Origin of the sequence: Kiloniella sp. (genome assembly GCF_965205715.1) — a bacterium.
In the GTDB taxonomy this organism is placed as follows: domain Bacteria; phylum Pseudomonadota; class Alphaproteobacteria; order Kiloniellales; family Kiloniellaceae; genus Kiloniella.
Genome location: NZ_CBDBHW010000014.1, coordinates 1,999,961 through 2,024,927, shown reverse-complemented (window position 1 = coordinate 2,024,927; position 24,967 = coordinate 1,999,961). Strand labels below are relative to the sequence as shown.

24 protein-coding genes are annotated in these 24,967 nt (G+C 46.5%); 14 read left to right on the top strand and 10 right to left on the bottom strand.

What is annotated here, in order from left to right; translation table 11 throughout:
• Positions 1 to 30: 30 nt before the first annotated feature.
• Complete coding sequence (ettA, locus tag ACOGW3_RS26785) at positions 31 to 1,707, top strand: energy-dependent translational throttle protein EttA (protein WP_419905721.1); 1,677 nt, start codon at positions 31 to 33, stop codon at positions 1,705 to 1,707.
• A 33-nt stretch (positions 1,708 to 1,740) separates the two neighbouring features.
• On the opposite strand, the gene ACOGW3_RS26780 is transcribed toward ettA, so the two are convergent.
• On the bottom strand, positions 1,741 to 2,973 hold the full coding sequence (locus ACOGW3_RS26780; RefSeq protein ID WP_419901077.1) for an ISL3 family transposase: 1,233 nt from the start codon (positions 2,971 to 2,973) through the stop codon (positions 1,741 to 1,743).
• On the opposite strand from ACOGW3_RS26780, the gene ACOGW3_RS26775 reads away from it, so the two are divergent.
• Positions 2,960 to 3,091 carry a hypothetical protein gene (locus tag ACOGW3_RS26775; protein WP_419905720.1) on the top strand — a complete coding sequence of 44 codons (132 nt, stop codon included), beginning with the start codon at positions 2,960 to 2,962 and terminating at the stop codon, positions 3,089 to 3,091. The two genes, ACOGW3_RS26780 and ACOGW3_RS26775, sit on opposite strands and share 14 nt — an antisense overlap.
• A gap of 137 nt (positions 3,092 to 3,228) precedes the next feature.
• Here the strand turns inward: ACOGW3_RS26775 and ACOGW3_RS26770 are convergent, their stop codons facing one another.
• Positions 3,229 to 3,870 (bottom strand): MlaC/ttg2D family ABC transporter substrate-binding protein, encoded by a 642-nt coding sequence (locus tag ACOGW3_RS26770; RefSeq protein ID WP_419905719.1) that lies wholly within the window; start codon positions 3,868 to 3,870, stop codon positions 3,229 to 3,231.
• Between the two features lie 2 nt (positions 3,871 to 3,872).
• Positions 3,873 to 4,715, bottom strand: a complete 843-nt coding sequence (locus ACOGW3_RS26765; protein WP_419905718.1) for a VacJ family lipoprotein — start codon at positions 4,713 to 4,715, stop codon at positions 3,873 to 3,875.
• 459 nt (positions 4,716 to 5,174) lie between these two features.
• On the opposite strand from ACOGW3_RS26765, the gene ACOGW3_RS26760 reads away from it, so the two are divergent.
• From ACOGW3_RS26760 to ACOGW3_RS26750, 3 genes are all read left to right on the top strand, one after another.
• Positions 5,175 to 5,666, top strand: coding sequence for a thioesterase family protein (locus tag ACOGW3_RS26760; protein ID WP_419905717.1), 492 nt, complete (start codon positions 5,175 to 5,177; stop codon positions 5,664 to 5,666).
• 34 nt (positions 5,667 to 5,700) lie between these two features.
• Positions 5,701 to 6,270 (top strand): pentapeptide repeat-containing protein, encoded by a 570-nt coding sequence (locus tag ACOGW3_RS26755; protein ID WP_419905716.1) that lies wholly within the window; start codon positions 5,701 to 5,703, stop codon positions 6,268 to 6,270.
• 249 nt (positions 6,271 to 6,519) lie between these two features.
• The gene (locus ACOGW3_RS26750; RefSeq protein WP_419905715.1) at positions 6,520 to 8,304 is read left to right on the top strand and encodes a chloride channel protein; all 1,785 of its coding nucleotides are present in this window, start codon (positions 6,520 to 6,522) and stop codon (positions 8,302 to 8,304) included.
• Positions 8,305 to 8,373: 69 nt separating this feature from the next.
• Here the strand turns inward: ACOGW3_RS26750 and ACOGW3_RS26745 are convergent, their stop codons facing one another.
• Positions 8,374 to 9,507: a succinylglutamate desuccinylase/aspartoacylase family protein gene (locus ACOGW3_RS26745; RefSeq protein ID WP_419905714.1), complete on the bottom strand. Its 1,134-nt coding sequence runs from the start codon at positions 9,505 to 9,507 to the stop codon at positions 8,374 to 8,376.
• 495 nt (positions 9,508 to 10,002) lie between these two features.
• Here ACOGW3_RS26745 and ACOGW3_RS26740 point away from each other — a divergent pair, with 495 nt between their 5' ends.
• Both ACOGW3_RS26740 and ACOGW3_RS26735 read left to right on the top strand, forming a co-directional pair.
• Positions 10,003 to 12,276, top strand: a complete 2,274-nt coding sequence (locus ACOGW3_RS26740) for an ATP-dependent helicase (RefSeq protein ID WP_419905713.1) — start codon at positions 10,003 to 10,005, stop codon at positions 12,274 to 12,276.
• Entirely contained in the window at positions 12,276 to 13,154 is an 879-nt protein-coding gene (locus tag ACOGW3_RS26735; RefSeq protein ID WP_419905712.1) for a 50S ribosomal protein L11 methyltransferase, read from the top strand. The genes ACOGW3_RS26740 and ACOGW3_RS26735 overlap by 1 nt, the downstream gene beginning before the upstream one ends.
• Positions 13,155 to 13,321: 167 nt before the next feature.
• Here the strand turns inward: ACOGW3_RS26735 and ACOGW3_RS26730 are convergent, their stop codons facing one another.
• Positions 13,322 to 13,699: a DUF1127 domain-containing protein gene (locus ACOGW3_RS26730; RefSeq protein ID WP_419905711.1), complete on the bottom strand. Its 378-nt coding sequence runs from the start codon at positions 13,697 to 13,699 to the stop codon at positions 13,322 to 13,324.
• Positions 13,700 to 13,966: 267 nt separating this feature from the next.
• On the opposite strand from ACOGW3_RS26730, the gene ACOGW3_RS26725 reads away from it, so the two are divergent.
• Positions 13,967 to 15,784, top strand: a complete 1,818-nt coding sequence (locus ACOGW3_RS26725; RefSeq protein ID WP_419905710.1) for an aminopeptidase P family protein — start codon at positions 13,967 to 13,969, stop codon at positions 15,782 to 15,784.
• Positions 15,785 to 15,810: 26 nt separating this feature from the next.
• On the opposite strand, the gene ACOGW3_RS26720 is transcribed toward ACOGW3_RS26725, so the two are convergent.
• Positions 15,811 to 16,701 (bottom strand): LysR substrate-binding domain-containing protein, encoded by an 891-nt coding sequence (locus ACOGW3_RS26720; protein WP_419905709.1) that lies wholly within the window; start codon positions 16,699 to 16,701, stop codon positions 15,811 to 15,813.
• A gap of 104 nt (positions 16,702 to 16,805) precedes the next feature.
• Between ACOGW3_RS26720 and ACOGW3_RS26715 the strand changes: the two genes are divergently transcribed.
• Positions 16,806 to 16,988, top strand: coding sequence for a hypothetical protein (locus tag ACOGW3_RS26715; RefSeq protein ID WP_419905708.1), 183 nt, complete (start codon positions 16,806 to 16,808; stop codon positions 16,986 to 16,988).
• Positions 16,989 to 17,032: 44 nt separating this feature from the next.
• Positions 17,033 to 17,839, top strand: a complete 807-nt coding sequence (locus tag ACOGW3_RS26710) for an alpha/beta fold hydrolase (protein WP_419905707.1) — start codon at positions 17,033 to 17,035, stop codon at positions 17,837 to 17,839.
• A 41-nt stretch (positions 17,840 to 17,880) separates the two neighbouring features.
• Here the strand turns inward: ACOGW3_RS26710 and ACOGW3_RS26705 are convergent, their stop codons facing one another.
• The 3 genes from ACOGW3_RS26705 to ACOGW3_RS26695 all read right to left on the bottom strand — a co-directional run bounded on the left by ACOGW3_RS26705 (position 17,881) and on the right by ACOGW3_RS26695 (position 20,096).
• Positions 17,881 to 18,795 carry a DMT family transporter gene (locus tag ACOGW3_RS26705; protein WP_419905706.1) on the bottom strand — a complete coding sequence of 305 codons (915 nt, stop codon included), beginning with the start codon at positions 18,793 to 18,795 and terminating at the stop codon, positions 17,881 to 17,883.
• A 120-nt stretch (positions 18,796 to 18,915) separates the two neighbouring features.
• Positions 18,916 to 19,665 carry an AraC family transcriptional regulator gene (locus ACOGW3_RS26700; protein WP_419905705.1) on the bottom strand — a complete coding sequence of 250 codons (750 nt, stop codon included), beginning with the start codon at positions 19,663 to 19,665 and terminating at the stop codon, positions 18,916 to 18,918.
• A 302-nt stretch (positions 19,666 to 19,967) separates the two neighbouring features.
• Positions 19,968 to 20,096 (bottom strand): hypothetical protein, encoded by a 129-nt coding sequence (locus ACOGW3_RS26695; RefSeq protein WP_419905704.1) that lies wholly within the window; start codon positions 20,094 to 20,096, stop codon positions 19,968 to 19,970.
• Between ACOGW3_RS26695 and ACOGW3_RS26690 the strand changes: the two genes are divergently transcribed.
• Together ACOGW3_RS26690 and ACOGW3_RS26685 are read left to right on the top strand one after the other, a co-directional pair.
• Positions 20,083 to 21,315 (top strand): ISL3 family transposase, encoded by a 1,233-nt coding sequence (locus tag ACOGW3_RS26690; protein ID WP_419901077.1) that lies wholly within the window; start codon positions 20,083 to 20,085, stop codon positions 21,313 to 21,315. The two genes, ACOGW3_RS26695 and ACOGW3_RS26690, sit on opposite strands and share 14 nt — an antisense overlap.
• Positions 21,291 to 21,878 carry a substrate-binding periplasmic protein gene (locus tag ACOGW3_RS26685; protein WP_419905999.1) on the top strand — a complete coding sequence of 196 codons (588 nt, stop codon included), beginning with the start codon at positions 21,291 to 21,293 and terminating at the stop codon, positions 21,876 to 21,878. Before ACOGW3_RS26690 ends, ACOGW3_RS26685 begins: the two co-directional genes overlap by 25 nt.
• 226 nt (positions 21,879 to 22,104) lie before the next feature.
• On the opposite strand, the gene ACOGW3_RS26680 is transcribed toward ACOGW3_RS26685, so the two are convergent.
• A complete protein-coding gene (locus tag ACOGW3_RS26680; RefSeq protein ID WP_419905703.1) occupies positions 22,105 to 22,491 on the bottom strand; it encodes a hypothetical protein in 387 nt (128 codons plus the stop codon).
• A 119-nt stretch (positions 22,492 to 22,610) separates the two neighbouring features.
• Between ACOGW3_RS26680 and istA the strand changes: the two genes are divergently transcribed.
• Both istA and istB read left to right on the top strand, forming a co-directional pair.
• Positions 22,611 to 24,119, top strand: a complete 1,509-nt coding sequence (gene istA, locus ACOGW3_RS26675) for an IS21 family transposase (RefSeq protein ID WP_419905702.1) — start codon at positions 22,611 to 22,613, stop codon at positions 24,117 to 24,119.
• Positions 24,116 to 24,928 carry an IS21-like element helper ATPase IstB gene (gene istB, locus ACOGW3_RS26670; protein ID WP_419901088.1) on the top strand — a complete coding sequence of 271 codons (813 nt, stop codon included), beginning with the start codon at positions 24,116 to 24,118 and terminating at the stop codon, positions 24,926 to 24,928. Before istA ends, istB begins: the two co-directional genes overlap by 4 nt.
• The last annotated feature ends 39 nt before the right edge of the window (positions 24,929 to 24,967 follow it).

Sequence of the window (24,967 nt, the reverse complement as noted above, 5' to 3'; positions counted from 1 at the left end):
TAGTTTTAAATGTTTAATCTGGAGCGCCGAATGGCATCATATCAGTATATTTATCAGATGGATGGGGTTTCTAAAACCTATCCCGGTGGTAAACAGGTTCTGAAAAATATTCACTTGAATTTCCTGCCGGGCGCCAAGATTGGTGTTTTGGGTCTTAATGGTTCTGGTAAATCAACTCTCATGAAAATCATGGCGGGAATTGATACCGAGATCAATGGTGATGCCCGCGCCGCAGATGGGGTTAAAGTCGGTTACTTATCTCAAGAGCCAGAACTGGACCCTGCCAAGGACGTAGCAGGTAATGTTTTTGAGGGCGTTGCTGAAACGAAAGCCCTGTTGGTAAAGTTCGAAGAAATCAGTGCGAAGTTTGCTGAGGTTGATCCTGATGAAATGGATGCCTTGATTGCTGAGCAGGGCGATCTTCAAGAAGAAATTGATGCAAAGGATGCCTGGGATCTTGATCGCCAGGTTGAGATTGCCATGGATGCGCTTCGTTGCCCTCCTGGGGATGCGGATGTATCCAAGCTTTCAGGTGGTGAGCGCCGTCGTGTTGCTCTTTGCCGCCTGCTTCTCTCCAGCCCTGATATCTTACTCCTCGATGAGCCAACCAACCACCTTGATGCAGAATCTGTTTCTTGGTTGGAGCGCTTTCTTGAAGAATACAAGGGCATGGTCGTCTGTGTGACCCACGATAGATACTTCCTTGATAACGTTGCGGGATGGATTCTTGAACTCGATCGTGGTGAGGGTATTCCTTATGAAGGGAACTATTCCAGCTGGCTTGAGCAAAAGACTAAGCGCCTTGCTCTTGAAGAGAAGCAAGAAAGTGCCAAGCAAAAATATCTTAAAGACGAGCTTCAGTGGGTGCGTCAGGGATCCAAAGCGCGTCAAACAAAGTCAAAAGCGCGTTTGCAGGCCTATGAGACACTTGTCCAAGAGGAAAGCACAAGGGCTCCAGATCCGGGCCGTATCGTAATCCCACCTGCGCCGCGTCTTGGTGATCTGGTTATTGAGGCCACGAATGTCAGTAAGGCGTTTGGTGATCGGCTTCTAATTGAGGATATGAACTTCAAGATCCCCAAGGGCGCAATCGTTGGTATTATTGGTCCAAACGGTGCTGGTAAAACGACATTGTTCAAGATGATCACAGGTCAAGAACAACCTGATAGTGGTGCCTTGAACGTGGGGGACACTGTCGAGATTGGTTATGTCGATCAGAGCCGTGATGCTCTTTCCCCTGAAAAGACAGTTTGGGAAGAAGTCGCTGATGGTCTTGATGTCATTGAGATCGGTAAGCACACTTACCAGTCTCGTTCGTATGTTGGTTCCTTTAACTTCAAGGGCGGAGATCAGCAAAAGAAAGTTGGTCAACTCTCAGGTGGTGAACGTAACCGTGTCCACCTTGCCAAGATGTTGCGCAAAAGCGCCAACGTGATCCTTCTCGATGAGCCAACCAACGACCTTGATGTTGATACATTGCGTTCTCTGGAGGAATCTATCCTCGATTATAGTGGCTGTGTGCTGGTAACATCGCATGACCGTTGGTTCCTGGATCGCATTGCCACTCACATCCTGGCCTATGAAGGTGATAGTCAGGTAGTTTGGTTTGAAGGTAACTACGATGATTATGAGGCCGATCGCAAGCGCCGTTTGGGTGCTGAAGCCGATCAGCCACACCGTATTAAATACAAGCCTTTAAAACGGTAAAATCTAGGCACTTCTCCGCTTTGTTGAGTAGATTTAGGATTTCAAATAGAGCATAGATTGATTATCTGGAATGGATGATTGTCTAATTTTGAGTTTGAAGTATTCGGTATCCTTGATGCCTCTGGCTCGCTTACGGATCATTCCTATACTGACATTACCAGCCTCTATCCTGGCGCTTGTGAGCTTGTGTTTGGCGTAGTTGCAGATGCCCACACAATGTTTCCGTAGGGATTTCGCGAACTTTTTTAGATAGAGCATCTGTGACTGATCTGCTATCAGGCACCAACGTTCCAGTTGCTCCGCCATCGCCTCAAATGAAGCGGCACTCCACAGCAGCTGAAGCTGTTCTTTCAAGACGTAAAGTGCATTCAGGTTGCTATTGCTCTCCAGCAACCTTTGCAGCTTGTCACTTTGTTTTTCACTCAACTTATCCGCATTTTTGAGCAACAGATAATGTGTCCCTTTCATCAACTCTTTACCACTTGGATCGGCCTTTCTGAACTCAAGTCGACGCTGATTATGGATAGCTTTGCTGTAGTTTTTCATGACGTGGAAACGGTCAAATACTATGTCGGCCAACGGCAAGGACTCTCTGACAGCCTTTTGGTAGGCAGGCCCCATATCCATCGCTACGGCCTTTATTTTGCAGGCTGTATCTGGTTGCAGTTGTTTCAAAAACCTTGAAAAAACCTCGGCAGTTCGGCCTGCTTCAACCCAGATCAGATGACCGCCAACCATATCGTAGACCACCGTCATGTAGTCATGACCTTTCGCCCGGGCAACTTCATCTACACCAATATATTCCAAGCCAGTTAGCTCTGCAGGATCAAGCGTAGGGAGAGTTTCAATAAGGTATGCCCTGTCGATATTCTTGACCGTTTCCCATCGTATATCCAAATGTCTGGAAACCGCTTGAATAGACATATGCCGACATAATCCACTGATCAGTCGGCAAAATCGGTGAGTGAAACGGCACCCTTTATCAACAAAATCACACCCCTCAATGCGGCGTTCGCCCTTGTTAATATAAACCTGCGCCAGCTCAATCTCGACCACACAAGGATACCCAAAAAGGGGGATGTCGTTTACTTGTCGGCGGACATGCTGGTTGATGCTTCCCTTCTGGCCTGTAGCAGGGTCTATAGCCCTCCTACGCGCGTCTCGGCTGCAGTGAATGACAATCTTAACACCGCCGTCATCCAGTTTAATTTCATTTACACGTTGCCCTTTGAGGCCTAAAATATGCTGCGAGATGTTGATTGTCATATACCTGCTCTATGTAAAGTTATCAGAAACCATACATATCAACAGGTTACTTGGCGGTCGGCATCTTTTTCTACTCAACAAAGCGGAGAAGAGCCAAAATCTAATCGCTTCATTGTGATTCTTGAAAAGGGTGTTGATGGTTTCAACACCCTTTTAATTATGTGGTGGTGTGGATTATTTATAGCGCAAAAAAAAAGCCTTGGAGGATATCCTTCAAGGCTTTTTTATTTGTGTGTTGTCTTAGGAAAGCTGTGGCTAGCTATTATCCTTAGGGGCGAAATCCCCTGATTTGATCTTTTTACGCAGCTTGCCGTTTAGGGCTGATAGATCGCCACCCAAGCTTTTTAGAGCGGATGTATAATCAGATTTGTAAGTACTGCGTAAGCTAATACCTTCTGCCGCGATATCTGTAATAACAAAGCCGGAAGTTTCCTTGGCTTGAATGCGCCATAGGAGTTGAGCGGGTTCTCCGCCTTCAGTTTTTATCTTGCTATAAACAACGTAAAAACTCTTTTTCTTGACGACTTTCGTTACTTTAAAATCGGAACTCGCGTATTTAGAAAATGTCGGAAGGAAGCGTTGAACCATGATGTCTTCAAAGATTGTCATGAACTCACTTCGTGGGCCATCTTCTGCTTTGCGCCAGTATTTACCAACGACAAACTTAGCAATACCACTGATATCGAAGTTTTCATTCAGGAGGGATCGGAATTGTTGTTCACGCTCTTCTGAAGATATGCTTTCGTTGGAAAGTTGGCTAACGGCTTCTTCCTGCAGGGCCTTTAAGAACAGTCCGGCATCATCAGCTCTGGCAGTAGTTGAAACTGCCAAAGACAAAGCTGCCCCCACAAGGAGGGCAGATGTATAGGATATAAGGCGAGAGATCAGCAGCTTCATGATCAATCTACAACGGAGACCTGATCGTCATCTTCAGGGAAGATATCAGTTAGGCCAGGAGCAAGAGTTGGTTCGTACTCACCATCATTGATCTCATTCTCACGCTTCTGGTGATAGAGAGAGCGGACGCGGGCGTAGAAATCGATTGAATCTTGTTTGAGTTCATCAAGCGTTTCAATGTTGCGTGATCTTTTGTCAACGCCGTCCGTAACCTTGCGTGCCAACAGAGCTTCCGATGAGGCAACATATGTAAGTGGGTCAAGCAACGCGTCGCCAACAAGGCCTACAGTGTCACGAAGGTTTGAAGGGCCTAGTATCGGTAGGACAATGTATGGGCCTTCGGAAACACCCCACGTTCCCATCGTCTGACCAAAATCTTCAGAGTGATACTCATGACCAGCTTGTCCGGCAACATCGGCTAAGCCACCAGCTCCGGCGACGGTATTAATAAGAAATCTTGCAAAGGTGTTCTCTGCCTTCTCAATATCGCCTTGAAGCAAATCATTTGCGAGAATGACAGGTGAGTAGCTGTTGCGGATAAAGTTACGCACTGAATCTCGGATTGGCGCAGGAACTAAGAAGCGATAGCCTTCAGCGACAGGTCGAAAAATAAGTGTGTCTGTGGCATCATTGAACGCGAAGATAAAGCGGTTAACTGTTTCAATAGGATCGTTTCCGCCTTCGTCAACGGCGGTCGTGCCCTCAGTTTGTGCCCACTGATCATCGCTTGTGGATGCTTCATCCTGCAGCGTCGAATTTGGCTGGCTTGCGCACCCTGTTACAAAAATTGCAACGGCAGCAAAAGCAGTAAATCGTTTAATAAGTCCAGAATTAATCTCGGACAAAATACCTAACCCCACGACATTTCGCCTATCATTGTTTCTAATTCAGTTACGTACATTATATGTTCCCCCCGGTCATTTGCTATCAGCATAACCCAAATACTGTCTTACAAACGTAAAGCGAACATTTCTTCTCTACTATTCTTTAAGCTAAACTTCTACGAATTAGCTTGGGTGTTTTTTACATAACTATCCAAGTGTATCAATAGAGTTACATGCTTAGTATGGTTGAGTATCACAGCCTAACTTTTAAAACCAGTAATAAGAGAAAGAAAATTGGGCGGGAAACAACTCTGTTGTATTTATGCATCACTAATCATTGATTTATGGACATCTTTATTAATTAGGGGTGTTCGAATCCTTATTAATGTAATGATTTTTTAACACATTTTGTCATTGGTCACCATTACTGGATTCTGATGTGATCCGTGTAATTAAGCAACATAATTGAAAGTAAGTACGATGGACATTCAACTTAGGGCTGTTGACCCTTTGGTTACTTATCGGGGGACGGTTCCTGTTGATTGGCTCGATTATAATGGCCATATGAACGTGTCGTATTACATGAGCGTTTTTTGTGATGCGACTGATGGTTTTCTGGAGTTTTTTGGGGTTGATCCTGTTTATAGAAATAAAACCAAATGTTCGACCTTTGTTGTTGAAAACCATGTGAACTATCTTCGAGAACTCCATTTGGAATCAAAAATGCGGGTCGAAACACGTTTGCTTGGCTTTGATAACAAGAAGCTCAGTTATCATCATTCACTCTATAATGCGGATGAGGGGTATTTGGCGGCGACTTCTGAATGGATTTCTGTACACGTAAACTTGGAAACGAGATCATCGTGTCCCATGAATGAGGAGCTTAAAAGAAATCTGGATAAGATTTTAAAATTACAAAACTCTCTACCGCTACCCCTTAATATCGGACGCGCAGTGATGTCCTGGCGTTAGTTCTAATCAAGCAGAATTCTCTGTGAGGCCGTAAATGTATTTTCATAAAAAGTTGAATAGTGATTTACTTGAAGTTAAGGGTAATTTTCCTAACATTAGAGTTATGATGAATTTTCTTCGATTTTCAGCCTTATGGCTTGTTTTAACCCTTTTCTCTTTTCCTGCTGCTGCGGCTTGTACTGATCCGCCTGATCCTGGGGTGAATTGGCAAAGGTGCAATATGGATGGGCTAAATTTTGATGAGGTAAATCTATCCTCTGCCAGATTGCGTGACACCAGCTTTATCCGTGCTTCTATGAATAATGCAAATTTACAGAAGATTTCTGCGTTTCGAACCAAGTTTGTCAGTGTGTCTTTAACTGGGAGTGATTTCTCCAAAGGCTCTCTTCCAGAAGCTGATTTCACCAAGGCAAATCTGGATAATACAAATTTTACCAATGCTGATCTGCAGCGGGCGCGTCTGTTTAAAGCGACTTTACGTGGCGCGAATTTAACCAAAGCAAAATTAAAGGGCGCAGATCTTACAAAGGCGGATTTGTCCGGTGCGACGTGGGTTGATGGTATCCGGGTGTGTGCCGAAGGTTCAATTGGGCGCTGTAAATGATCTGGGTAAATGATCTGGGTAAATAATCTGTGTCGATGATAAAAGTTCAATTTTGAGCTCCCCTGTGAAAGAATGTTGTTTTTGGGCAGCAAGAGTGAGTATAAACGAAGTCGGAATTTAATACTCTGACTTTGCAGTTGGTAAGTCTGAAAGCTTCTACAGTGAAACACGAATTTACATTGAACATCATCAATGCTCGAAAGACACTTCATTGCGAACATAATTCTTGTAGGCATAAGAGGGTAGGGTATGTCTAACGAGAATGGTCAGCGGTTATCAATTAGACACCAGGCTCGGCAATTTATCAAAAATGAACAGGTCATACTGTCTTCTTTAGCTGTGGTTATCGGAGGAGCGTCAGGACTAGCTGCTGTTGGCTTCCGCCACTTCATTGATATCGTTCAAGGATTTTTCTACGGCTTTGAAGGTGAGAAGGTTACTGAAGGTTTTTCTCAGTTACCGTGGTGGCAAATATTGCTGGTTCCCGTTGTTGGCGGGGCGATTGTTGGCGTTTTTATTCGTTACTTTTTGCCTGATGGAAAACCCCAGGGGGTGCCCCATGTTATTGAAGCGACTGCCCTAAAAGGGGGCAGAATGTCATTGAAGACAGGACTTCGTGCGGCCGTGGCTTCTGCCTTTTCAATTGGTGTTGGGGCTTCTGTTGGTCGTGAAGGGCCTGTCGTTCACTTGGGGGCAAGTATTGGTGCCTGGCTCTCTAAGCGTCTTCATCTTGGCTACACACTCTTTCGCACTTTACTTGGCTGCGGTGTTGCCGCCGCAATTGCGACTTCTTTTAACGCACCAATAGCAGGGGTGTTTTTTGCTCTCGAAGTTGTTGTTGGGCATTATGCTATTTCGGCCTTTGCACCTATTGTTATTGCCTCAGTCGTTGGGACAATAATAAGCCGGATTTACTATGGTGATTTTCCGGCCTTTATCTTGCCAAATGCCATGTCGCTTTCCTCCTTTTGGGAGTTTCCGGCCTTTGCTTTGCTTGGGATTGTTTCTGCGCTGGCGGCAATCGCCTTTATGTGGGCGGTCATATTCACCGAAGACAGCTTTCAGAAACTTAAAGTCCCTTTCTGGGCGAAACCCATGATCGGTGGCTTGGCACTTGGTGTTATGGCACTTGTGTTCCCTCAGGTTATCGGGGTTGGCTACGAGGCCACAGATGCTGCCTTATCTGAGAACTATGAACTTTGGCTGCTCCTTGCATTGATCGTAGTCAAAACACTTGCAACGGCAGTTTCTCTCGGCAGTGGGTTTTCTGGTGGCGTCTTTTCTCCCTCGCTATTTATTGGGGCAATGGTTGGCGGGGCGTATGGATTAATCGCGACATCGATTTTTCCCGAACTTTCGTCAGGAACATCGGCCTATACTGTCATTGGGATGGGGGCCGTTGCCGGTGCTGTTCTCGGTGCGCCAATCTCAACCATTTTGATGATCTTTGAGCTTACAAACGATTACGCAATGACGATCGCTGTGATGATCGCGACCTCCTTATCATCGGTTATCACTCAGCAAGTTCACGGGAAATCTTTTTTCATGTGGCAGCTTGAGCGTCGTGGGGTGGAAATCCGGGGCGGACGAGAAGCAAGTCTTATGAGAACGCTGACGATAAGTCATATGGTTCATAGTGTCGTTTCAACTATCCCACCTGATGCAGATCTCGCGACGGTACGGCGGGAGCTTAGAAAAACAAAACTCGGTCAGTTATTTGTCGTGGATGAAAGTGGCCGCTTGAAAGGGTGCATTTCCTTTGTGGATCTTGCTGACGGGCTCGATTTACAAGAAGAAAAAGGGGAGCCTGTAACCGCGATTGAAATTGCACGAACAAAAGCCGCGCAGTTGGAAGAAAATGCCAATATTGAACAAGCTCTTGAAGCACACGGTGCGAGTGGAGAGGTCTATATTCCAGTCGTGAATAACTCAGAAGACGGGATTTTGAAGGGGGTTATTCACGAACACGATGTTGCTCTTGCTTATAAAAAAGCTATGGAGCAAGCCCGGGCGGAAGAACGCGGCGAAATCTAACCTAGAGCGTTAAAGTAATCAGCCCCGGATTTTGTTTATAAGAGCCGGGGCTGACTTTGTTTGTGGGGCTTAGTCTTCGAGAAGGTAGCCCGCTTTAAGAGGCTCTGTTCCCGCGACTTTACCAACGACCAGTCCCGGCTTGACGGCCTTATGTTGTCGACGGGTAAAGAAAATGCCCTCAGTACTCGCGTAAATCGGCGTACGGGCTCGAGTTGGATCTTCTGCAGCCAAATCGATTAGCGTGGCAATCTGGTCACCTTTTTTGACCTGCGCACCCAATTCTTTGCAATAGGTGACAAAACCTGCGCCTGGGGATTCGATGATTTCACATGCATCAGTGCCCGTTGCTTCACAAAGAGCCTCTGGAATAGGTCCGGCATCACCCTCTACCAAGCCGCGTCGGATCAAGAATTTAAAGAGTGCATCGCCGTCTTTGGCACCGATCTCATCAGAAACATCCGGGCGGCCACGGTGCTCAACAGTCATTGACATGGTTGCCTGCGGGATCGGCTTGTTCGGGAAAAGACGCGCAAGTTCGGCCCAGGGCCGGGTGTAAACTTCATCAAAGCTGCCGCCGCCTGAATTCTCTGCCATCATCACGGCCGCTGCGCCAAAGTCAGCAGCAAAGTCCTGGCAATCGGGCCAGTTGAGATCTGAGATGTAAAGGTATGGCAGGGAGTCATCATCACAATGAAGGTCGAACACGAAATCGGCTCTGGCTGCTTCGCTTGCGAGCAACTTTCGAAGACTGCTAAATTCTGTCGTGGGTATCGTTTCGCTCAGGACTTCCTGCATCGCATCGCGAATAATCGCGACGTTTCTATCCGGGCTCTCCGTTAAGCGGCTTTCCAGCCTGTCTTTGGTCATTTCTGTCAGGTCAAACCAACCGCGGTTAAAGTTACCTTCGCCGCCGAGATGGGTACGCCCGAGTAAATTATCATCTTCAAACTGATCTAGGCCAATGGGGTTTGCATAGGGCAGGACAACAATCTCACCATTGATTAGACCTTTACTGTCGGCATCTTCAAGGCTCTGTAGCAAGTGGTGGACTGCTGCCATTGCGGGAGTTTCGTCAGCGTGTAGGGCCGCTTGAATATAGGCCTTTTTGCCATCTGTATTCGCGCCGTAGCGATGAATAGTTACAACCCGTTGTGTGCCAGGTGTCTCTGAAAGTAGCGCGTGGCGCTCTGTAATCCGGGTCATTATTGGTCCTGTGTGGTGTCTGCTTAAATGTAATTAAAAATCACTCATCATGATAAAAACAACAAAGAAGTAATAAAAGCAACGCTAGTGATTTTCAAAATGAGGGTTTTTGAGAAACCAAGTCGATCAACGTAAAAGTATATAATCGCTTGAATGATTGCGAGTAGAATTACACTAGAAGACGCACGCAAATAACAATCTCCGTACGTAGTCGTTATGTTGCAAAAATTCTTTGCGCCAAATGACCAAAATAAGATTCCTAAAACCATTGCAGTAAATAAAATATCCAGTGTCGCAAGAATTATGAAGTGATTTCGAGGCACATAATTACCTTATGTTTGGCGTTGCGTGAATTATTTTCACCTTTGTGAGGAGGTTAAAGTAATCCACACTTTTGTCCAAAACGTGTCTTTGTAAGCGCGGATCAAAAACTCATTGTTTTATGCCTAATAAAAGGGGATGAGCTTCTCGAGCGGACGCGCTATAAACCATCTTATGATGGACGAATCGCAATTTCAAAATGATGGGCAGCCGCCCTATCTCACCGGTTTAAACGAGTCTCAGCTAGAGGCCGTCGAAACCACTGATGGACCTGTGCTGGTACTCGCTGGCGCGGGAACGGGTAAAACGCGTGTGCTGACAACACGTTTGGCTCATATTCTTGCAACCGGGAAGGCGTTTCCGGGGCAGGTCTTGGCTGTGACCTTTACAAACAAGGCCGCTCAGGAAATGAAAGAGCGTGTTGCTTCTATATTGAACCAACCCTCTGTTGAGAGATGGTGGCTTGGGACGTTCCATGCGATTGCTGTGAGAATGTTGCGCGCGCATGCAGAGAAGGTTGGCCTCGGGACAGATTTTGCGATCATTGATACCGATGATCAATTGCGGTTGGTAAAACAGCTTCTTAAAGAAAATAACCTCGATGATAAGAAGTGGCCACCAAAGTCTGTATTGGGGGCTATTCAGCGCTGGAAAGATCGCGGGCAAACCCCTGATCATGTTTCCGCAAGTGAGGCTAAGGAATTTGCCGGTGGGCGTATTCACGGGATTTATAAGAATTATCAGCAGCGTTTGAGAGAGCTCAATGCCTGTGATTTCGGTGATTTGTTGCTTCATACCTTGGTGATTTTTCAAAATCATCCAGATGTGCTCGCTGATTACCACAGACGTTTCCACTACATTTTGGTCGATGAGTATCAAGATACCAACGTCGCGCAGTACCTCTGGTTACGCCTGTTAGCACAAGGGCATCAAAATGTTTGTTGTGTTGGCGATGACGACCAATCAATTTATGGATGGCGCGGTGCTGAGGTTGGCAATATTCTGCGCTTCGAAAAGGATTTCCCCGGCGCCAAGACTGTACGTCTAGAACGGAATTACCGATCAACTGGTCGTATTCTGGCGGCCGCCTCTTCTGTCATTAGTCATAATGAAGGACGTCTGGGTAAAACACTTTGGACCGACGATGATGAGGGCGAGATGCTTCGGGTCCGCGGTTTGTGGGACGGTGAAGCGGAAGCCAGGTTTGTTGGCGAAGAAGTTGAAGGGCTTCAGCGTAAAGGGCAAAAACTGGATCAAATGGCTGTTCTCGTTCGTACTGGCGCAATGACCCGTGAGTTTGAGGAACGCTTTCTTACACTAGCTATTCCGTATCGTGTTGTTGGTGGAGCCCGTTTCTATGAACGTCTGGAAATCCGCGACGCACTTGGCTATTTGCGGTTGGTGAATTCTGCTGATGATAGTCTGGCTTTTGAACGCATAATCAATACTCCGAAACGGGGGCTTGGTCCGGCCGCGGTCCGCGTGGTGCACGAGCTTGCACGCCAGATGAATATTTCACTGTTTAATGCTGCGCGAGAGATCGTTCAAACGGATGAACTTCGTCCTGCAGCGCGCAAGGCCATGGCTGGTTTTGTTGAAAAGATGGAGCGCTGGCAGGGCCTTAAGGCCGATATGCCACATCCGGAATTGGCTGATCTGGTTTTGGAAGAGAGCGGCTATCTGGAATTTTGGCAGAATGATAAATCTGTTGAAGCCAAGGGTCGGGTTGAGAACCTGCGCGAGCTGGTCAATGCGCTGGGTGAGTACGAAAATCTCTCCGAGTTTCTGGAGCATGTCAGCCTGGTGATGGATACCAACAGCCAGACCGGACAAGATATGGTTTCGATTATGACCTTGCACGGGGCCAAGGGGCTTGAATTTGAAACGGTATTCCTACCCGGTTGGGAAGAAGGGCTGTTTCCAAATCAACGCGCAATGGATGAGCAAGGGCTGAAAGGCCTCGAAGAAGAGCGTCGATTGGCTTACGTAGGGCTAACCCGGGCACGACAACGCGCGATTATTTCCTTTGCGGCAAACAGACGGATGCACGGCTCATGGGCTTCTGCTATTCCTTCCCGGTTTGTTGATGAGCTTCCGCATGAGCATATCGAACGCGAAAGCGATCGCGGGATTTATTCTGCTCCGCTTGAGTCGTCCTACGGCGGATTTGGCTCTAACAAGTGGCTGGATAATGACCGTGGAAGTCCGGGAATGCAGCGGGCTCGCAATTATTCAAGTGGCGAGTCTCAGCTGGTTCGCAAGGCCGCGCAAAAGGTATCCGAAAGTAAAAGTGGCTTTGGGCGTGGAGAAAGAGTATTCCACCAAAAGTTTGGTTATGGTCTGGTCGCTTCCGTTGAAGGTGAGCGCCTGACGATTTCATTTGATAAGGCGGGCAGCAAAAAAGTGCTTAGTAATTTTGTTGTTCCCGCTGAACAGGCAGGTATGTAATGAGAGCAGACAATTCAGCAGTTTGGTGCATTTCACTAGAGGTTCCCAAGGATCAGCTTGCTATTTATGAGCTTGCTCTTGAACCCCTTGATGGGGCGATCGTTGTCACAAACCCTGATGCACAGGGCATGATCGCCGCCAAGATATATGTTGATGGCCAGCCTTCACAGGAAGTGGTTGATCAACTGTTGGCTGATACTGCTGACATTGTTGGTGGTACTGCGCCCAAGGCGACTATCGAACAGTTGCCGGATATTGATTGGGTCGCGGAAAGTCAGAAGGCGTTGCCTCCAATTGTGGCGGGAAAATTCTTTGTACACGGTTCTCACGTCACAGATACTCCGCCTGAAGGATCTGTCCCTCTGCTCATCGAGGCTAACGTTGCTTTTGGTACTGGCCAACATGATACGACAAAAGGTTGCCTTATTGCCCTGACGGATCTGGCTGCTGAACGGAAGGTTGGATCAGCGCTCGATATGGGGTGTGGATCAGGCATTCTCTTTATGGCGATCAAGATACTTTGGGACTGCCCAGTTCTTGGTGTGGATATTGACGAAGATTCTGTCCGGGTTGCACTTGAAAATGCAGAGCTTAATAAAATAACTGGTATTACAGGTATCTGTGGTGACGGGTACGACGCGGCTGAAGTATCCGAAAGCGCCCCATATGATTTGATCGTCGCCAATATTCTTGCCGAACCGCTGTGTCATATGGCGCCCGCACTTGAAAAGAATTTGGCTGTGGGTGGGGTGGCCGTATTGTCGGGTCTATTGATCAAACAGCAAGAACAGGTTGTGAAAGCACACGAGGCAGTCGGGCTCAAAGTTATTCGTGAACTGCATCTTGGTGAGTGGTCAACCCTGGTGCTGTCCCGCTAAACCAGTATTCGATCTTTTAATAAAAAAAGACCGCAGCTTCTGGCAGCGGTCTTTTTTATGTATAGCTTTTATTTGTTCTTGCCATCAGGCAATAAAAAAAACGCGCTGGAAATTTTTGAATTTCCGACGCGTTTTTTAACAATGCAGTGCTGCAAGCAAAAGGGGGTTTATGCTGCGCGGACTGCGTTGCTGTTGTTTTCAGCTTTGTTTGTACCGTTTGTGGCAACAAAGTCAGAAGAGGATAGGAATGAGAAACCTGGCTCGAAAGTATTGGCTTCTTTTTCTGCAGCATCAGCATAGAGGCTGTTTACAGTCGCTTCGATGCTGCCACGGTTTAGGCCGATGTCGCTAAGTTCGCGATCGCTAAGGTCCCAAAGTTGGTTCACAGTAGAGCGGCGTTCCATGTAGCTTTTGAAGCTTTTTGCGATACCTGTTACGGCTGCGTAGATGCGGTATGCTCTTGTGTAGCGGTGTGGTGCTACAGAAACGAGTACAGGCTGGTTAGCAATTTCGTTGGCCGCGAATATGATTTTGTCTTCTCTCATGATCGTATCTCCTAGATCAGGTTTTTGCGGCCGGCTAATGCTTGTATCTTGCCGCTGTGTTGTTGCAGTATATCTAGCGTAAATAATATTTTCTGGTAGCGGTGATTCTGCAACAGAGCTATGCATTTTGGGTATATTTCTGATTTTTACTCTGTAACGTATTGAAATATATTAATTTAGTATTATGCAAAAGCATGTGTTGTTTAGTGTCAATTGCTTGGATAATCTGCCAATTAACAAATTGTATATTTTATAAGGATGGTAAAAATGCCTGAATCGGCGACTAGTGATCATGCTCTACGACTAAAAGCTCTGCGTGATCAGCTGGTAAAGGATGGGGTTGATGGGTTTATAATTCCCAGAACTGATGAGCACCAAGGCGAGTATGTTCCGCCTCAAGCGCAAAGGTTGGCTTGGATGAGTGGCTTTACGGGGTCCGCTGGATTGGGCGTTGTCCTTACTGATAGTGCGGCGGTTTTTGTTGATGGGCGATATACTATTCAGGTCCGTCAGGAAGTGGATGAAACACTATATACCTATAAGCATCTTATCGAGGAACCTGCGCACGAATGGTTGAGCGAGCAAGTAAAGCCGGGAATGCGTATCGCTTATGATTCCTGGCTGCAAAGCGAAAACCAAATTAAAACTCTTCGCAAGGGAGTGGAAAAAGCTGGTGGAGAGCTGGTTGCTCTTGATATCAATCCTGTAGATGCTGTGTGGAGTGATCAGCCTGCAAGACCCTGCACCAAATCGATGCCATACGATTTAAAACACGCTGGGAAGTCCTCTCGCGAGAAACGTGATGAAATTGCGACTATCTTAAAAGATGGTGAAGCAGATTGTGCTGTATTGAGCCTGCCTGATTCTGTGGCTTGGTTGTTAAATGTGCGTGGGGAGGATGTGGCGCATACTCCATTGGTGCTTTCATTTGCCGTTATTCACGATGATGGATCTGTACAGTGGTTTGTTGATTCTGAAAAAGTAACCAGTGAGACAATGGCGGCACTGGATAATCAAATAGAAATTGCAGAGCCCGGGGCTCTTGAAAGTCGCTTGGTTTCTTTTGCGCGCGAAGGTAAATCAGTTCTGGTCGACCCCGCAACCTGTCCGGAACGCATCACTTCTGTTTTAGAAAAAAATGGTGCGAAACTCGTCCGTGCGATGGATCCCGTAATGAAGCCAAAAGCACGGAAGAATACCACTGAATTGGATGGTATACGCGCAGCACATATCCGTGATGGTGCGGCAATGGTCAGGTTCCTTAAGTGGGTAACTGAGACTGCTGAGAAGCGTGCGGAGACGGATAATCCCGTCACAGAAATCGAAGCAGCTTACAAGTTGCAGGCGATCCGTGAAGGTGTTTCTCTTTTTAGGGATATTTCCTTTGATACCATTTCCGGCGCAGGTCCAAATGGCGCAATGTGTCATTATAAAGTTTCTGAAGAAAGCTCCATTCCTTTAAGTATGGACGAGATCTTTTTGATCGATTCAGGTGGGCAGTTTCTTGATGGAACAACTGATATCACCCGTACGGTGATTATTGGGGCACCAACTGATGAAATGAAAGACCGTTTTACCCGTGTGTTAATGGGGCACATTTCGTTGGCAACTGCCAAGTTCCCTAAGGGGACAAATGGTATGCAGCTGGATAGTTTGGCGCGGCGTCCCTTGTGGGATGCTGGGTTGGATTTTGACCACGGCACAGGCCACGGTGTGGGCTGTTTCTTGGGGGTGCACGAAGGGCCGCAGCGGATTGCAAAAGCCTCATCCCCTGTGGCACTGGAGCCCGGGATGTTTTTATCCAACGAGCCCGGTTATTACAAAGCGGGTGAATATGGCATTCGGATTGAGAACCTAATCATTGTTCGGGATATTGGCCAGATGGTTGGTCTGGATACGCCGCTTTATGATTTTGAAACCGTAACCTTGTGCCCTATTGATCTGCGTTTGATCGAACCCTCGATTATGAGTGCAGGTGAGATCAGATGGTTAAATGACTATCATGCCTGGGTGCGTGAAGAGCTTACCCCTCTTCTTGATGCTGAGCATGTCACATGGCTTGAAGAAGCAACCAAAGCGATCTGATAGCTCATAGCTTATTTCCAAAATTCTCAAATGGATCTCTCTGCCGCTTTTTGGCTGCGGATCCATTTGAGAAAAGCACGGAGGTGATGGGAGACCACGCCTTGTTTATAGACCAGGTGATACCCGGTTTCCTCACCACTGGTTAGAGAGAACAGCTCGACAAGGCGCCCGGTCTCAATGTCATCGCTTACCCAGTTTGAGGGGAGAGTGCCGATCCCCTGACCGCTGCGGATGGCGTCACGGGTCAGGTACCCGGAAAGGTGTATCTTAGCACTGTGTTTGGAGAAATCGATCCCGTGATGCGCAAGCCAGTGGTTCCATTCCGAATGGTTGTCATCTATATCGCAAACCCAGGGAAGCTTGGTAATGTCTTTGGGGTCCTTTATTGATACCCCCTTTAAAAGATCAGGTGAGACGACGATAGATGCATAGCTCTGCATAAGCTTCTCAACCTCAAACCCGGGCCAGTTACCATTGCCATAACGAATGGCAAGGTCGTACTCTTCTCTACGAAGGTCAACGACATCACTGTTGGCATTGAGCAAAATCTCAATTTCAGGGTGCTTTTCCCTGAAATCACCAAGTCTCGGCATGAGCCAGAAATTGACAAAGGTGGGGGTCATGGTGACGCGTAGAGGGCGTCCATCCGTCGCTGTTTTTAAGTCCTTCACTATGTCGTCGATAATATCAAAACTCTTGCTTAACTCCGCCCCCAGACGCAAGCCGGCATCCGTTGGGGCAACTCCACGCCCTTCCCGGCGAGACAGGGTGAGGCCAAACCATTCTTCAAGCCGCTTTATTTGCTGGGCAACAGCCGCGTGGGTCACGTTCAATTCCTTGGCGGCATGGCTCAAGTTTTTGTGCCGAACAACAGCTTCAAAAGCTCTCAGGCTGGAAAGAGAGGGGAAGTCACGCATCTGTATATGTAAGTAAAACTAACATTATGTAATTTTTCCTGAGTTGAGAAAAATACTAAGTGCACTGATATTTATGAGAGTAATCCCATGAAAGGAACAGAGCAATGATTAACATATTAGGAGAAACTTACATTTTGGCAACACGTATGGAAGTGCGTGGTGTTGCCGTTCAACCTGAATTGCACGGTGATCGTAAACGGGTGAAGCACGAAGAAGCAAAGTGCTCTCAATCTATTTTTAAACAGATACGAGCTTGGTTCTCTAGCCCTTTGTTATCCGTCTCATAGTTCTTTTCAGATGATAACAGAATTCAATAATTTCAGAGGTACTTATGCTTAAGCTTGATCGACGGTTTGAATTTAAAGGTCAGTCGGTTGCCTGGGATGTTATCGGAGAAGGAGAGCCATTGGTTCTCCTTCACGGAACCCCCTTTTCATCTCAGGTATGGCGAAGAATTGCCCCGCTTCTGGCAGGTACTTGGCGGGTATATTATTTTGATTTACTTGGCTATGGGCAATCTGACAAACGGGTAGGGCAGGATGTTTCTCTCGCTGTGCAGAACGAGATTTTTGCCGCACTTGTTAAGGAGTGGCAACTTTCCAAACCCGCCGTTCTTGCTCATGATTTCGGTGGTGCGACAGCCTTACGTGCTTATTATCTGAATAATATTAGATACTCCAGATTGACGTTGATTGATCCTGTGGCTCTTGCACCTTGGGGATCACCTTTTGTGCAACATGTCCGAGATCATGAAACCGCGTTTTCGAACATGCCCGATTATATGCATGATGCTTTACTGCGTGTTTATCTACAAGGTGCTGCTTTTAAAGAGCTTAATGAAGAAACCTTCAAAGTTTATCTGCAACCTTGGCAGGGAGAGGAAGGTAAACCCGCTTTTTATCGGCAGATTGCCCAAATGGATGAGAGCTATACTGATGAAGTTTCTGTTTGTTATCAGCCGATGGACTGCCCCGTGAAAATAATATGGGGGAGAGAAGATGAATGGATCCCGACATCTCAGGGGGTGCGGTTAGCAGATATGTTAACTGACGGGGCGATCTCTATCATACCGGGATCAGGCCATTTGATGCAGGAGGATCGGCCGGAGGCCATTATAGCTGCGATGATGGGAGGTTGAAGGCAAGTCGCTGGTAACCTGCCTTCTTCCCTGCTGCCTGATTATGTCGCTTGATGTGTCATCTTGCTGGATTTATTTGAACGCAAGATCTTTATGGAAGCGAGCAATGCTCCGCCAACGATGAGAAGACAGGCTATGGCGATGATCCAACTAGCTTCCGCGAGGCCGGTGGCTATGAGTACCAAAGTGCTCAGGAGAGGGGCACCATAGGAAAGTGCGCCCAAAACCTGTATGTCGCCGTGTTTTGTTCCATAATCCCAAACAAAAAATGCTAACCCAACCGGACCAAGGCCGAGGGCAACTATGGCTGTCCATTGTGTTAGGTCTGGTGTCACCCAGTTTTCCGTGATCAGGTGACACGCCAATCCCAATAGGGCTGTTGCACCACAAAAACCTGTAACGGCCTCACTTGGGACATGGGAAAATTTGCGGTTGAGAACTGAATAGCCTGACCATGTAAGTGCACAAGCAATCGCTGCTAGATAGCCTAGCGTGTGTTCTGTATTCAAAGAAAAAGACTGTCCTTTGGTCACAATAATAACGGCACCAGCCAAACCCAACAACGTACCCGCAATATGAAACCAGTAGAGACGTTCGCCGGGTAAAAGGGCCGAAAAGAAAACAATTAGTAATGGCCAAAGATAAGCAATTAAGCTGGCCTCAACAGCTGGCGCGTTGTGCAGGGCGATAAAATAAAAGAGATGGTAACCAAATAATCCTCCGACCGAGAGAAGCCAGACCAGGGGTGGTTGCTTCAACGTAGAAAGGCTTTTCTTTCCTTTGCTTACAAGAACGAGAAATCCAGAAATAAACGCAATGGAGAATGACAGCATCAAGAGCTGAAAGGTGGGAATGCCTTTTGCCCATGTGGTAAAGAGAGCAAGCAGAGCCCAGAGTAAAATTGCGACGCCCCCGATAAGGGTCGCACGTAATGTGGTTGATGAATTGTTGCTCATGGCTGTTTCCCAAAGTTGATGCGCTTAGTCTATGTACTTTGGTGCTGATGTCTTGTCTGAAGTTCGCAAAGTTTATACCCAGATTCCAGAATGGGATTCCATAAAGCAAAGGTAGAGTTTTTAGCTTTTATGCTCTAAGCGCTCTTTCCCCGGTGCTTGTCCGTATATATTCCTGTAGGCACGATTAAAGCTACTTTGGTCGGCGTAGCCAACTTCCTGAGCGATTTGTGATAGAGAGAGTGTGCTATCAAGTACGAGTTGCCGGGCTCGTTCGAGCTTCAACTTTGTTTGAAATTTTTGAGGCGTGTAGCCCAAGATATTGTTGAAAAGAGAATGGAGATGGCTGACTGATAGACAAGCCGCTGACGCAATATCTTTGGAGGAAAGATTCCGTGTGTGGTTCTCTTTAATGAATTTTAGAGCGCCCTGGAGCTTGGCAGGTAAATGATCGACCTCTGTTTTCGTTTTATCCGCCAGGGCAAGGAGGAACAATTTTATCCCTTGTTCGCTCAGTGATGTCAGCCCACGATCTTTCAATTCCAAAGCGGTGAAGCGACTGAGATTGATCAGGCCTTCATCTAAAGGAAACAAAATCTGATTGTGTGCGCGGTCCCAAAGAGAGTTTAGCTCTGGCATGTAACTGGCATCATCAAAATCGAAATCAACGACGGTGAAGCTGTTGGGATGCAGTCCTCTAAAAGCGTGGGTATCATTTGCAGTGATTACGGCGACTTGATCAATGTTGGCAATCCCAGACGACTGCTCAGCCTCCAGTTCTAATTCTCCTTTGTGCGGAATAATCAGTTGGTGAAATGTGCTGTGGCTATGGCTTTTGAAATCTTTGTCGTAGCTCTTAGTGTTTGCTTCCATCTAGATATATTACCAAGCCTGACTAGGATGCCAAGTAACCTTTAAAAGAACTGCCGATGTTCAAGGTTTTCGCAGATAGCTTGTATCGACAAATCTATCTACCTATCCATGACATGGGGAGGCCAATGTTTTCCCTGATTGGAAAGCGTTGTAACTCTCAAGTTATCGCAAGGATTATTTTACCTTCAATAGATATATTATAATCAATGGTTATAATTGGGAGGTGCGTGTGAAATCATTTGGTTATGGATTTATACTTTGCCTTCTCTTGAGTTCTGTTTCGAAGTTAGGCTTATCCCAAACTATATATACTGAAAATTTCGGCTCTTCTCCGCTTTGTTGAGTAGAAAAAGATGCCGACCGCCAAGTAACCTGTTGATATGTATGGTTTCTGATAACTTTACATAGAGCAGGTATATGACAATCAACATCTCGCAGCATATTTTAGGCCTCAAAGGGCAACGTGTAAATGAAATTAAACTGGATGACGGCGGTGTTAAGATTGTCATTCACTGCAGCCGAGACGCGCGTAGGAGGGCTATAGACCCTGCTACAGGCCAGAAGGGAAGCATCAACCAGCATGTCCGCCGACAAGTAAACGACATCCCCCTTTTTGGGTATCCTTGTGTGGTCGAGATTGAGCTGGCGCAGGTTTATATTAACAAGGGCGAACGCCGCATTGAGGGGTGTGATTTTGTTGATAAAGGGTGCCGTTTCACTCACCGATTTTGCCGACTGATCAGTGGATTATGTCGGCATATGTCTATTCAAGCGGTTTCCAGACATTTGGATATACGATGGGAAACGGTCAAGAATATCGACAGGGCATACCTTATTGAAACTCTCCCTACGCTTGATCCTGCAGAGCTAACTGGCTTGGAATATATTGGTGTAGATGAAGTTGCCCGGGCGAAAGGTCATGACTACATGACGGTGGTCTACGATATGGTTGGCGGTCATCTGATCTGGGTTGAAGCAGGCCGAACTGCCGAGGTTTTTTCAAGGTTTTTGAAACAACTGCAACCAGATACAGCCTGCAAAATAAAGGCCGTAGCGATGGATATGGGGCCTGCCTACCAAAAGGCTGTCAGAGAGTCCTTGCCGTTGGCCGACATAGTATTTGACCGTTTCCACGTCATGAAAAACTACAGCAAAGCTATCCATAATCAGCGTCGACTTGAGTTCAGAAAGGCCGATCCAAGTGGTAAAGAGTTGATGAAAGGGACACATTATCTGTTGCTCAAAAATGCGGATAAGTTGAGTGAAAAACAAAGTGACAAGCTGCAAAGGTTGCTGGAGAGCAATAGCAACCTGAATGCACTTTACGTCTTGAAAGAACAGCTTCAGCTGCTGTGGAGTGCCGCTTCATTTGAGGCGATGGCGGAGCAACTGGAACGTTGGTGCCTGATAGCAGATCAGTCACAGATGCTCTATCTAAAAAAGTTCGCGAAATCCCTACGGAAACATTGTGTGGGCATCTGCAACTACGCCAAACACAAGCTCACAAGCGCCAGGATAGAGGCTGGTAATGTCAGTATAGGAATGATCCGTAAGCGAGCCAGAGGCATCAAGGATACCGAATACTTCAAACTCAAAATTAGACAATCATCCATTCCAGATAATCAATCTATGCTCTATTTGAAATCCTAAATCTACTCAACAAAGCGGAGAAGTGCCAAAATTTCCCCCCCTATAACTATCAAGTTGATGGGAAGTTATTAGGTTTATCCAGTCAAATTATCCAGCAAATGGCTCACGACTTAGGTGTGACACCCGATATTTCTTTCTTACCTTGGGCTCGGGCTTACAAGTACGCAAAGGAAAGAGAAAACAGTGGTATTTTCTCTATGGTCCGAATTCCATCAAGAGAAGCTGACTTTCAATGGGTCGGGCCAATTGAGACCGTAAATATTGGCATCTACGCCTCTGAGCTAAATTATGAACGATATTTTGGGGAGAATGAACAAAGGTTGGATCAAGCCAAGCTCGTATCTGGAGTAGGCGTTCAAAGAGGGGGCGCCGCGGAAAGAATTTTGACATCGATGGGATTTGAAAATCTTGAATATTCAGAAACGACGAGAAAAGCTATTTTGAGATTGATAAACAATCGGTTTGAATTACTCGCTCTAGATGCCAATTATCTAAAGTTTGTACTGGAAGTCGAACAAGTTTCAAATGATCATCAGAAGGGTTGCAGATGTAGGGAAATTTGATCTTTATTTAGCCTTTTCGAACTCAACGCCCAAGAATATCGTACTAAAATGGCAGATGGCACTCGAACGTATTAGAAATAACCAGCAAAATGAAAAAAGGGGAATTGTGAATTAAAATTCTACAATTTCTTGATATGCAAAAAGACCATCTCAAAAATCAAGAATATTCGGATAAAAAGCCCCCTTTATGGAACTTTGTCCATAAGGAGGCCTTTCAACTTTATTTTTACGCTACAGCAAGCTGGTTTTGATTTTCCGACGTTTGATCAAGAATATAGGACCGGAGGTCTTCTCTTGATGTCTGAGTGTGGTCGAATTCTATAACGGGTCCCTCGGATGGGTTGCCATTTATCACCTGAAAACCGATCTCGAGATCCAAGCCTTCGATTTCTATTCGATGAGCTGATTCCGGCATATACTTTAACGGGCTAATTTTTGCGCCAGTTTCTGAAAGTTCAGATAGTTCTATATCTATTTTACCAGTGCCAACGATAAGAGCGGCATTCCAGGGGCCTGCATGTCTTTGAGATTCTCTTCGGTCCCCAACCGCGGTGTTCAGCGACAATAACCTTGGCCGGTTGCGACAACCACCTTGGCCGGTGGATCTGATCATTAAAAAGGGCGTGCCCGTTTGATAATCAGATCCACCGGCCAAGGCTTAATTTGGTGTTAGTTACAAGCTGCTGTGAGTTGATAAATTAGGAACCTCTAGATGTAATTGGAGGAACCTGTTTGCCGTATAAATTTATCACAGATGAACAACTGAGACTTTACATGACAGATAGAAAAACTCATGGTCAACGAACCGCCGCTGCCCGCGCAGGGTTTAGCGAACGCACGGCCCGCCGATTTGACGTTGATGCGACTTTACCGTTACAACGCAATATAAAGCGAGGGCGAACAGTTTCTGATCCGCTTGAAGATATCTGGGATAAGGACATCCTTCCCATTTTGGATAAAGACAACTCGGTCAAACCCATTACTTTGTTGCGCCACATACAGAGCCTCTATCCGCTCCGTTTTCCCGATGACCGTGTCAAGCGCACGTTAGAGCGCCGAGTTCGGGGATGGCGGGCTCTGAATGGCCCTGAAAAGGATATCATTTTCAGGCAAACACCTGAGCCGGGTTACATGGGCCAATCAGATTTCACGGATGCAGCCGACTTAAGTATTACCATTGCAGGAGATCCTTTGGTGCATCGGCTCTATCATTTTGTTCTGGTATATAGCCGATGGGAACATGTTGGGGTCGTACTTGGCGGTGAGAGTTTTACAGCCCTTGCGGAGAACTTACAAAATGCGCTTTGGTCCTTGGGGGGCGCTCCTGAAAACCACCGGACCGACAGCCTGTCTGCGGCCTTTCGGAATTTGAGCGTTGAGGAAAAGGAGGACATTACCAAACGTTATTCTGCTTTTGTTGAGCACTACGGTATGGAGGCCAGTCGAAATAACAGAGGGGAATCACACGAGAACGGTGCCATTGAATCTCACCACGGTCACCTTAAGACTGCGATAAAGCAGGCCCTGATTTTGCGTGGCAGTAATGACTTTGACACTTTGGATGAGTATCGGCGATTTTTGGACGAGCTGATTGCTAGACGGAACAAACATCGTGACCAAGATATCCAAACAGAGTTGAAATCTCTCAAGGCGTTACCTCCTCGGCGAACAACAGATTACACTGAAGTCGTGTCGAGAGTTACCAAAACAAGTGGTTTTTTAGTTAAGCAGGTTTTTTATAGCGCCCCTTCTCGCCTAATTGGTCAACGCTTGCGTGTCCATATTTACGATAACCGGATAGAAGCCTATCTAGGCAGCACTCATGTCGTCAGCCATTCTCGTGAGCGGGGGCACGGCAAAGGCCCCCGCATTCATGTTATCAATTATCATCACGTCATTCATGCTCTCAAACGTAAACCTCAGGCACTCGCCAATTCTATTTATCGTGACAGTATTTTTCCAAGAACCGAGTACTCCCTGGCCTGGACATTGTTTCAGAAAAAGTTGTCCCGCAGAGATGCGTGTCGTCAGATGGTTGGGATACTTTTCCTTGCGCACGAAGAGGCTTGTGAGGCCGAAGTCGCGCACCTGATTTCGAGAGAAATCAATGCAGGAAGGCTACCTTGCGCAAAAAAACTTAAGCTGAATATCACAAAAAAGAACACGGATTTACCTCCTGATATTCCCGTGGTTCAACCTTCATTATCAGTCTTTGATACTCTGTTGGAGGATCGGGCATGACAAACATTGAAGTGGATCAGCACAAGCTGCCTCTTATGCTAACTGACTTACGATTACCCAGCTTTCACAAACACTGGCAAGATATCGCAATCCAATCCGACAAGGAGGGCTGGTCAGCAGCCAGGTTCCTTGCCGTTTTGGCCGAATATGAATTGGCCGAAAGGGACACGCGACGCATTCAACGCCATCTCAACGCATCAAACCTGCTGGGCGGAAAAACTCTGGCCACTTTTAACTTCAAGCGGCTGCCTAACGTGAAAAAGGCGCAGGTCGAAGCCTTGTCTGCCGGTGACTGGATTGACGCAAGAGCAAATCTGATTGCCATTGGAAATTCAGGGGGAGGAAAAACTCATCTCCTATGCGCCGTAGGTTATGCTCTTATAGAGGCTGGATACCGTGTGCTCTATACGCAAACCAGTGATCTGGTGCAAAAACTCCAGGCTGCCAGACGTGAACTTATGCTCGAAAACGCCCTCGCAAAACTCGATAAATTTGATCTCATCATTCTCGATGATATTACCTATGCACAAAGGGATATATCTGAAACATCCGTGCTCTTTGAATTGATCGCCAGACGATATGAGTACCGAAGTATTGCAATTGCTGCCAATCAACCTTTTAGCGGATGGGACAATATTTTTCAAGATAAGGCCATGACCGTTGCAGCAATCGATCGTCTTGTTCACCACTCAACCATTCTTGAGATGAATATCGACAGCTACAGACAATGGGAAGCCGCCCAAAATCTCAAAAAAATGTTGCGGAAAACCACAAACAAAAAGGTGAAAAATATGCCTGAAGCATCGTAAATAAACGTCAGATCACAGCCGCATCAAAAGCGGCCAAGG

Coding starts and splice junctions, on each gene's coding strand:
- ettA (WP_419905721.1), top strand. CDS start 31: ATGGCATCATATCAGTATATTTATCAGATGGATGGGGTTTCTAAAACC.
- ACOGW3_RS26775 (WP_419905720.1), top strand. CDS start 2,960: ATGTTGATTGTCATATACCTGCTCTATGTAAAGTTATCAGAAACCATA.
- ACOGW3_RS26780 (WP_419901077.1), bottom strand. CDS start 2,973: ATGACAATCAACATCTCGCAGCATATTTTAGGCCTCAAAGGGCAACGT.
- ACOGW3_RS26770 (WP_419905719.1), bottom strand. CDS start 3,870: ATGAAGCTGCTGATCTCTCGCCTTATATCCTATACATCTGCCCTCCTT.
- ACOGW3_RS26760 (WP_419905717.1), top strand. CDS start 5,175: ATGGACATTCAACTTAGGGCTGTTGACCCTTTGGTTACTTATCGGGGG.
- ACOGW3_RS26755 (WP_419905716.1), top strand. CDS start 5,701: ATGTATTTTCATAAAAAGTTGAATAGTGATTTACTTGAAGTTAAGGGT.
- ACOGW3_RS26750 (WP_419905715.1), top strand. CDS start 6,520: ATGTCTAACGAGAATGGTCAGCGGTTATCAATTAGACACCAGGCTCGG.
- ACOGW3_RS26745 (WP_419905714.1), bottom strand. CDS start 9,507: ATGACCCGGATTACAGAGCGCCACGCGCTACTTTCAGAGACACCTGGC.
- ACOGW3_RS26740 (WP_419905713.1), top strand. CDS start 10,003: ATGATGGACGAATCGCAATTTCAAAATGATGGGCAGCCGCCCTATCTC.
- ACOGW3_RS26735 (WP_419905712.1), top strand. CDS start 12,276: ATGAGAGCAGACAATTCAGCAGTTTGGTGCATTTCACTAGAGGTTCCC.
- ACOGW3_RS26730 (WP_419905711.1), bottom strand. CDS start 13,699: ATGAGAGAAGACAAAATCATATTCGCGGCCAACGAAATTGCTAACCAG.
- ACOGW3_RS26725 (WP_419905710.1), top strand. CDS start 13,967: ATGCCTGAATCGGCGACTAGTGATCATGCTCTACGACTAAAAGCTCTG.
- ACOGW3_RS26720 (WP_419905709.1), bottom strand. CDS start 16,701: ATGCGTGACTTCCCCTCTCTTTCCAGCCTGAGAGCTTTTGAAGCTGTT.
- ACOGW3_RS26715 (WP_419905708.1), top strand. CDS start 16,806: ATGATTAACATATTAGGAGAAACTTACATTTTGGCAACACGTATGGAA.
- ACOGW3_RS26710 (WP_419905707.1), top strand. CDS start 17,033: ATGCTTAAGCTTGATCGACGGTTTGAATTTAAAGGTCAGTCGGTTGCC.
- ACOGW3_RS26705 (WP_419905706.1), bottom strand. CDS start 18,795: ATGAGCAACAATTCATCAACCACATTACGTGCGACCCTTATCGGGGGC.
- ACOGW3_RS26700 (WP_419905705.1), bottom strand. CDS start 19,665: ATGGAAGCAAACACTAAGAGCTACGACAAAGATTTCAAAAGCCATAGC.
- ACOGW3_RS26690 (WP_419901077.1), top strand. CDS start 20,083: ATGACAATCAACATCTCGCAGCATATTTTAGGCCTCAAAGGGCAACGT.
- ACOGW3_RS26695 (WP_419905704.1), bottom strand. CDS start 20,096: ATGTTGATTGTCATATACCTGCTCTATGTAAAGTTATCAGAAACCATA.
- ACOGW3_RS26680 (WP_419905703.1), bottom strand. CDS start 22,491: ATGATCAGATCCACCGGCCAAGGTGGTTGTCGCAACCGGCCAAGGTTA.
- istB (WP_419901088.1), top strand. CDS start 24,116: ATGACAAACATTGAAGTGGATCAGCACAAGCTGCCTCTTATGCTAACT.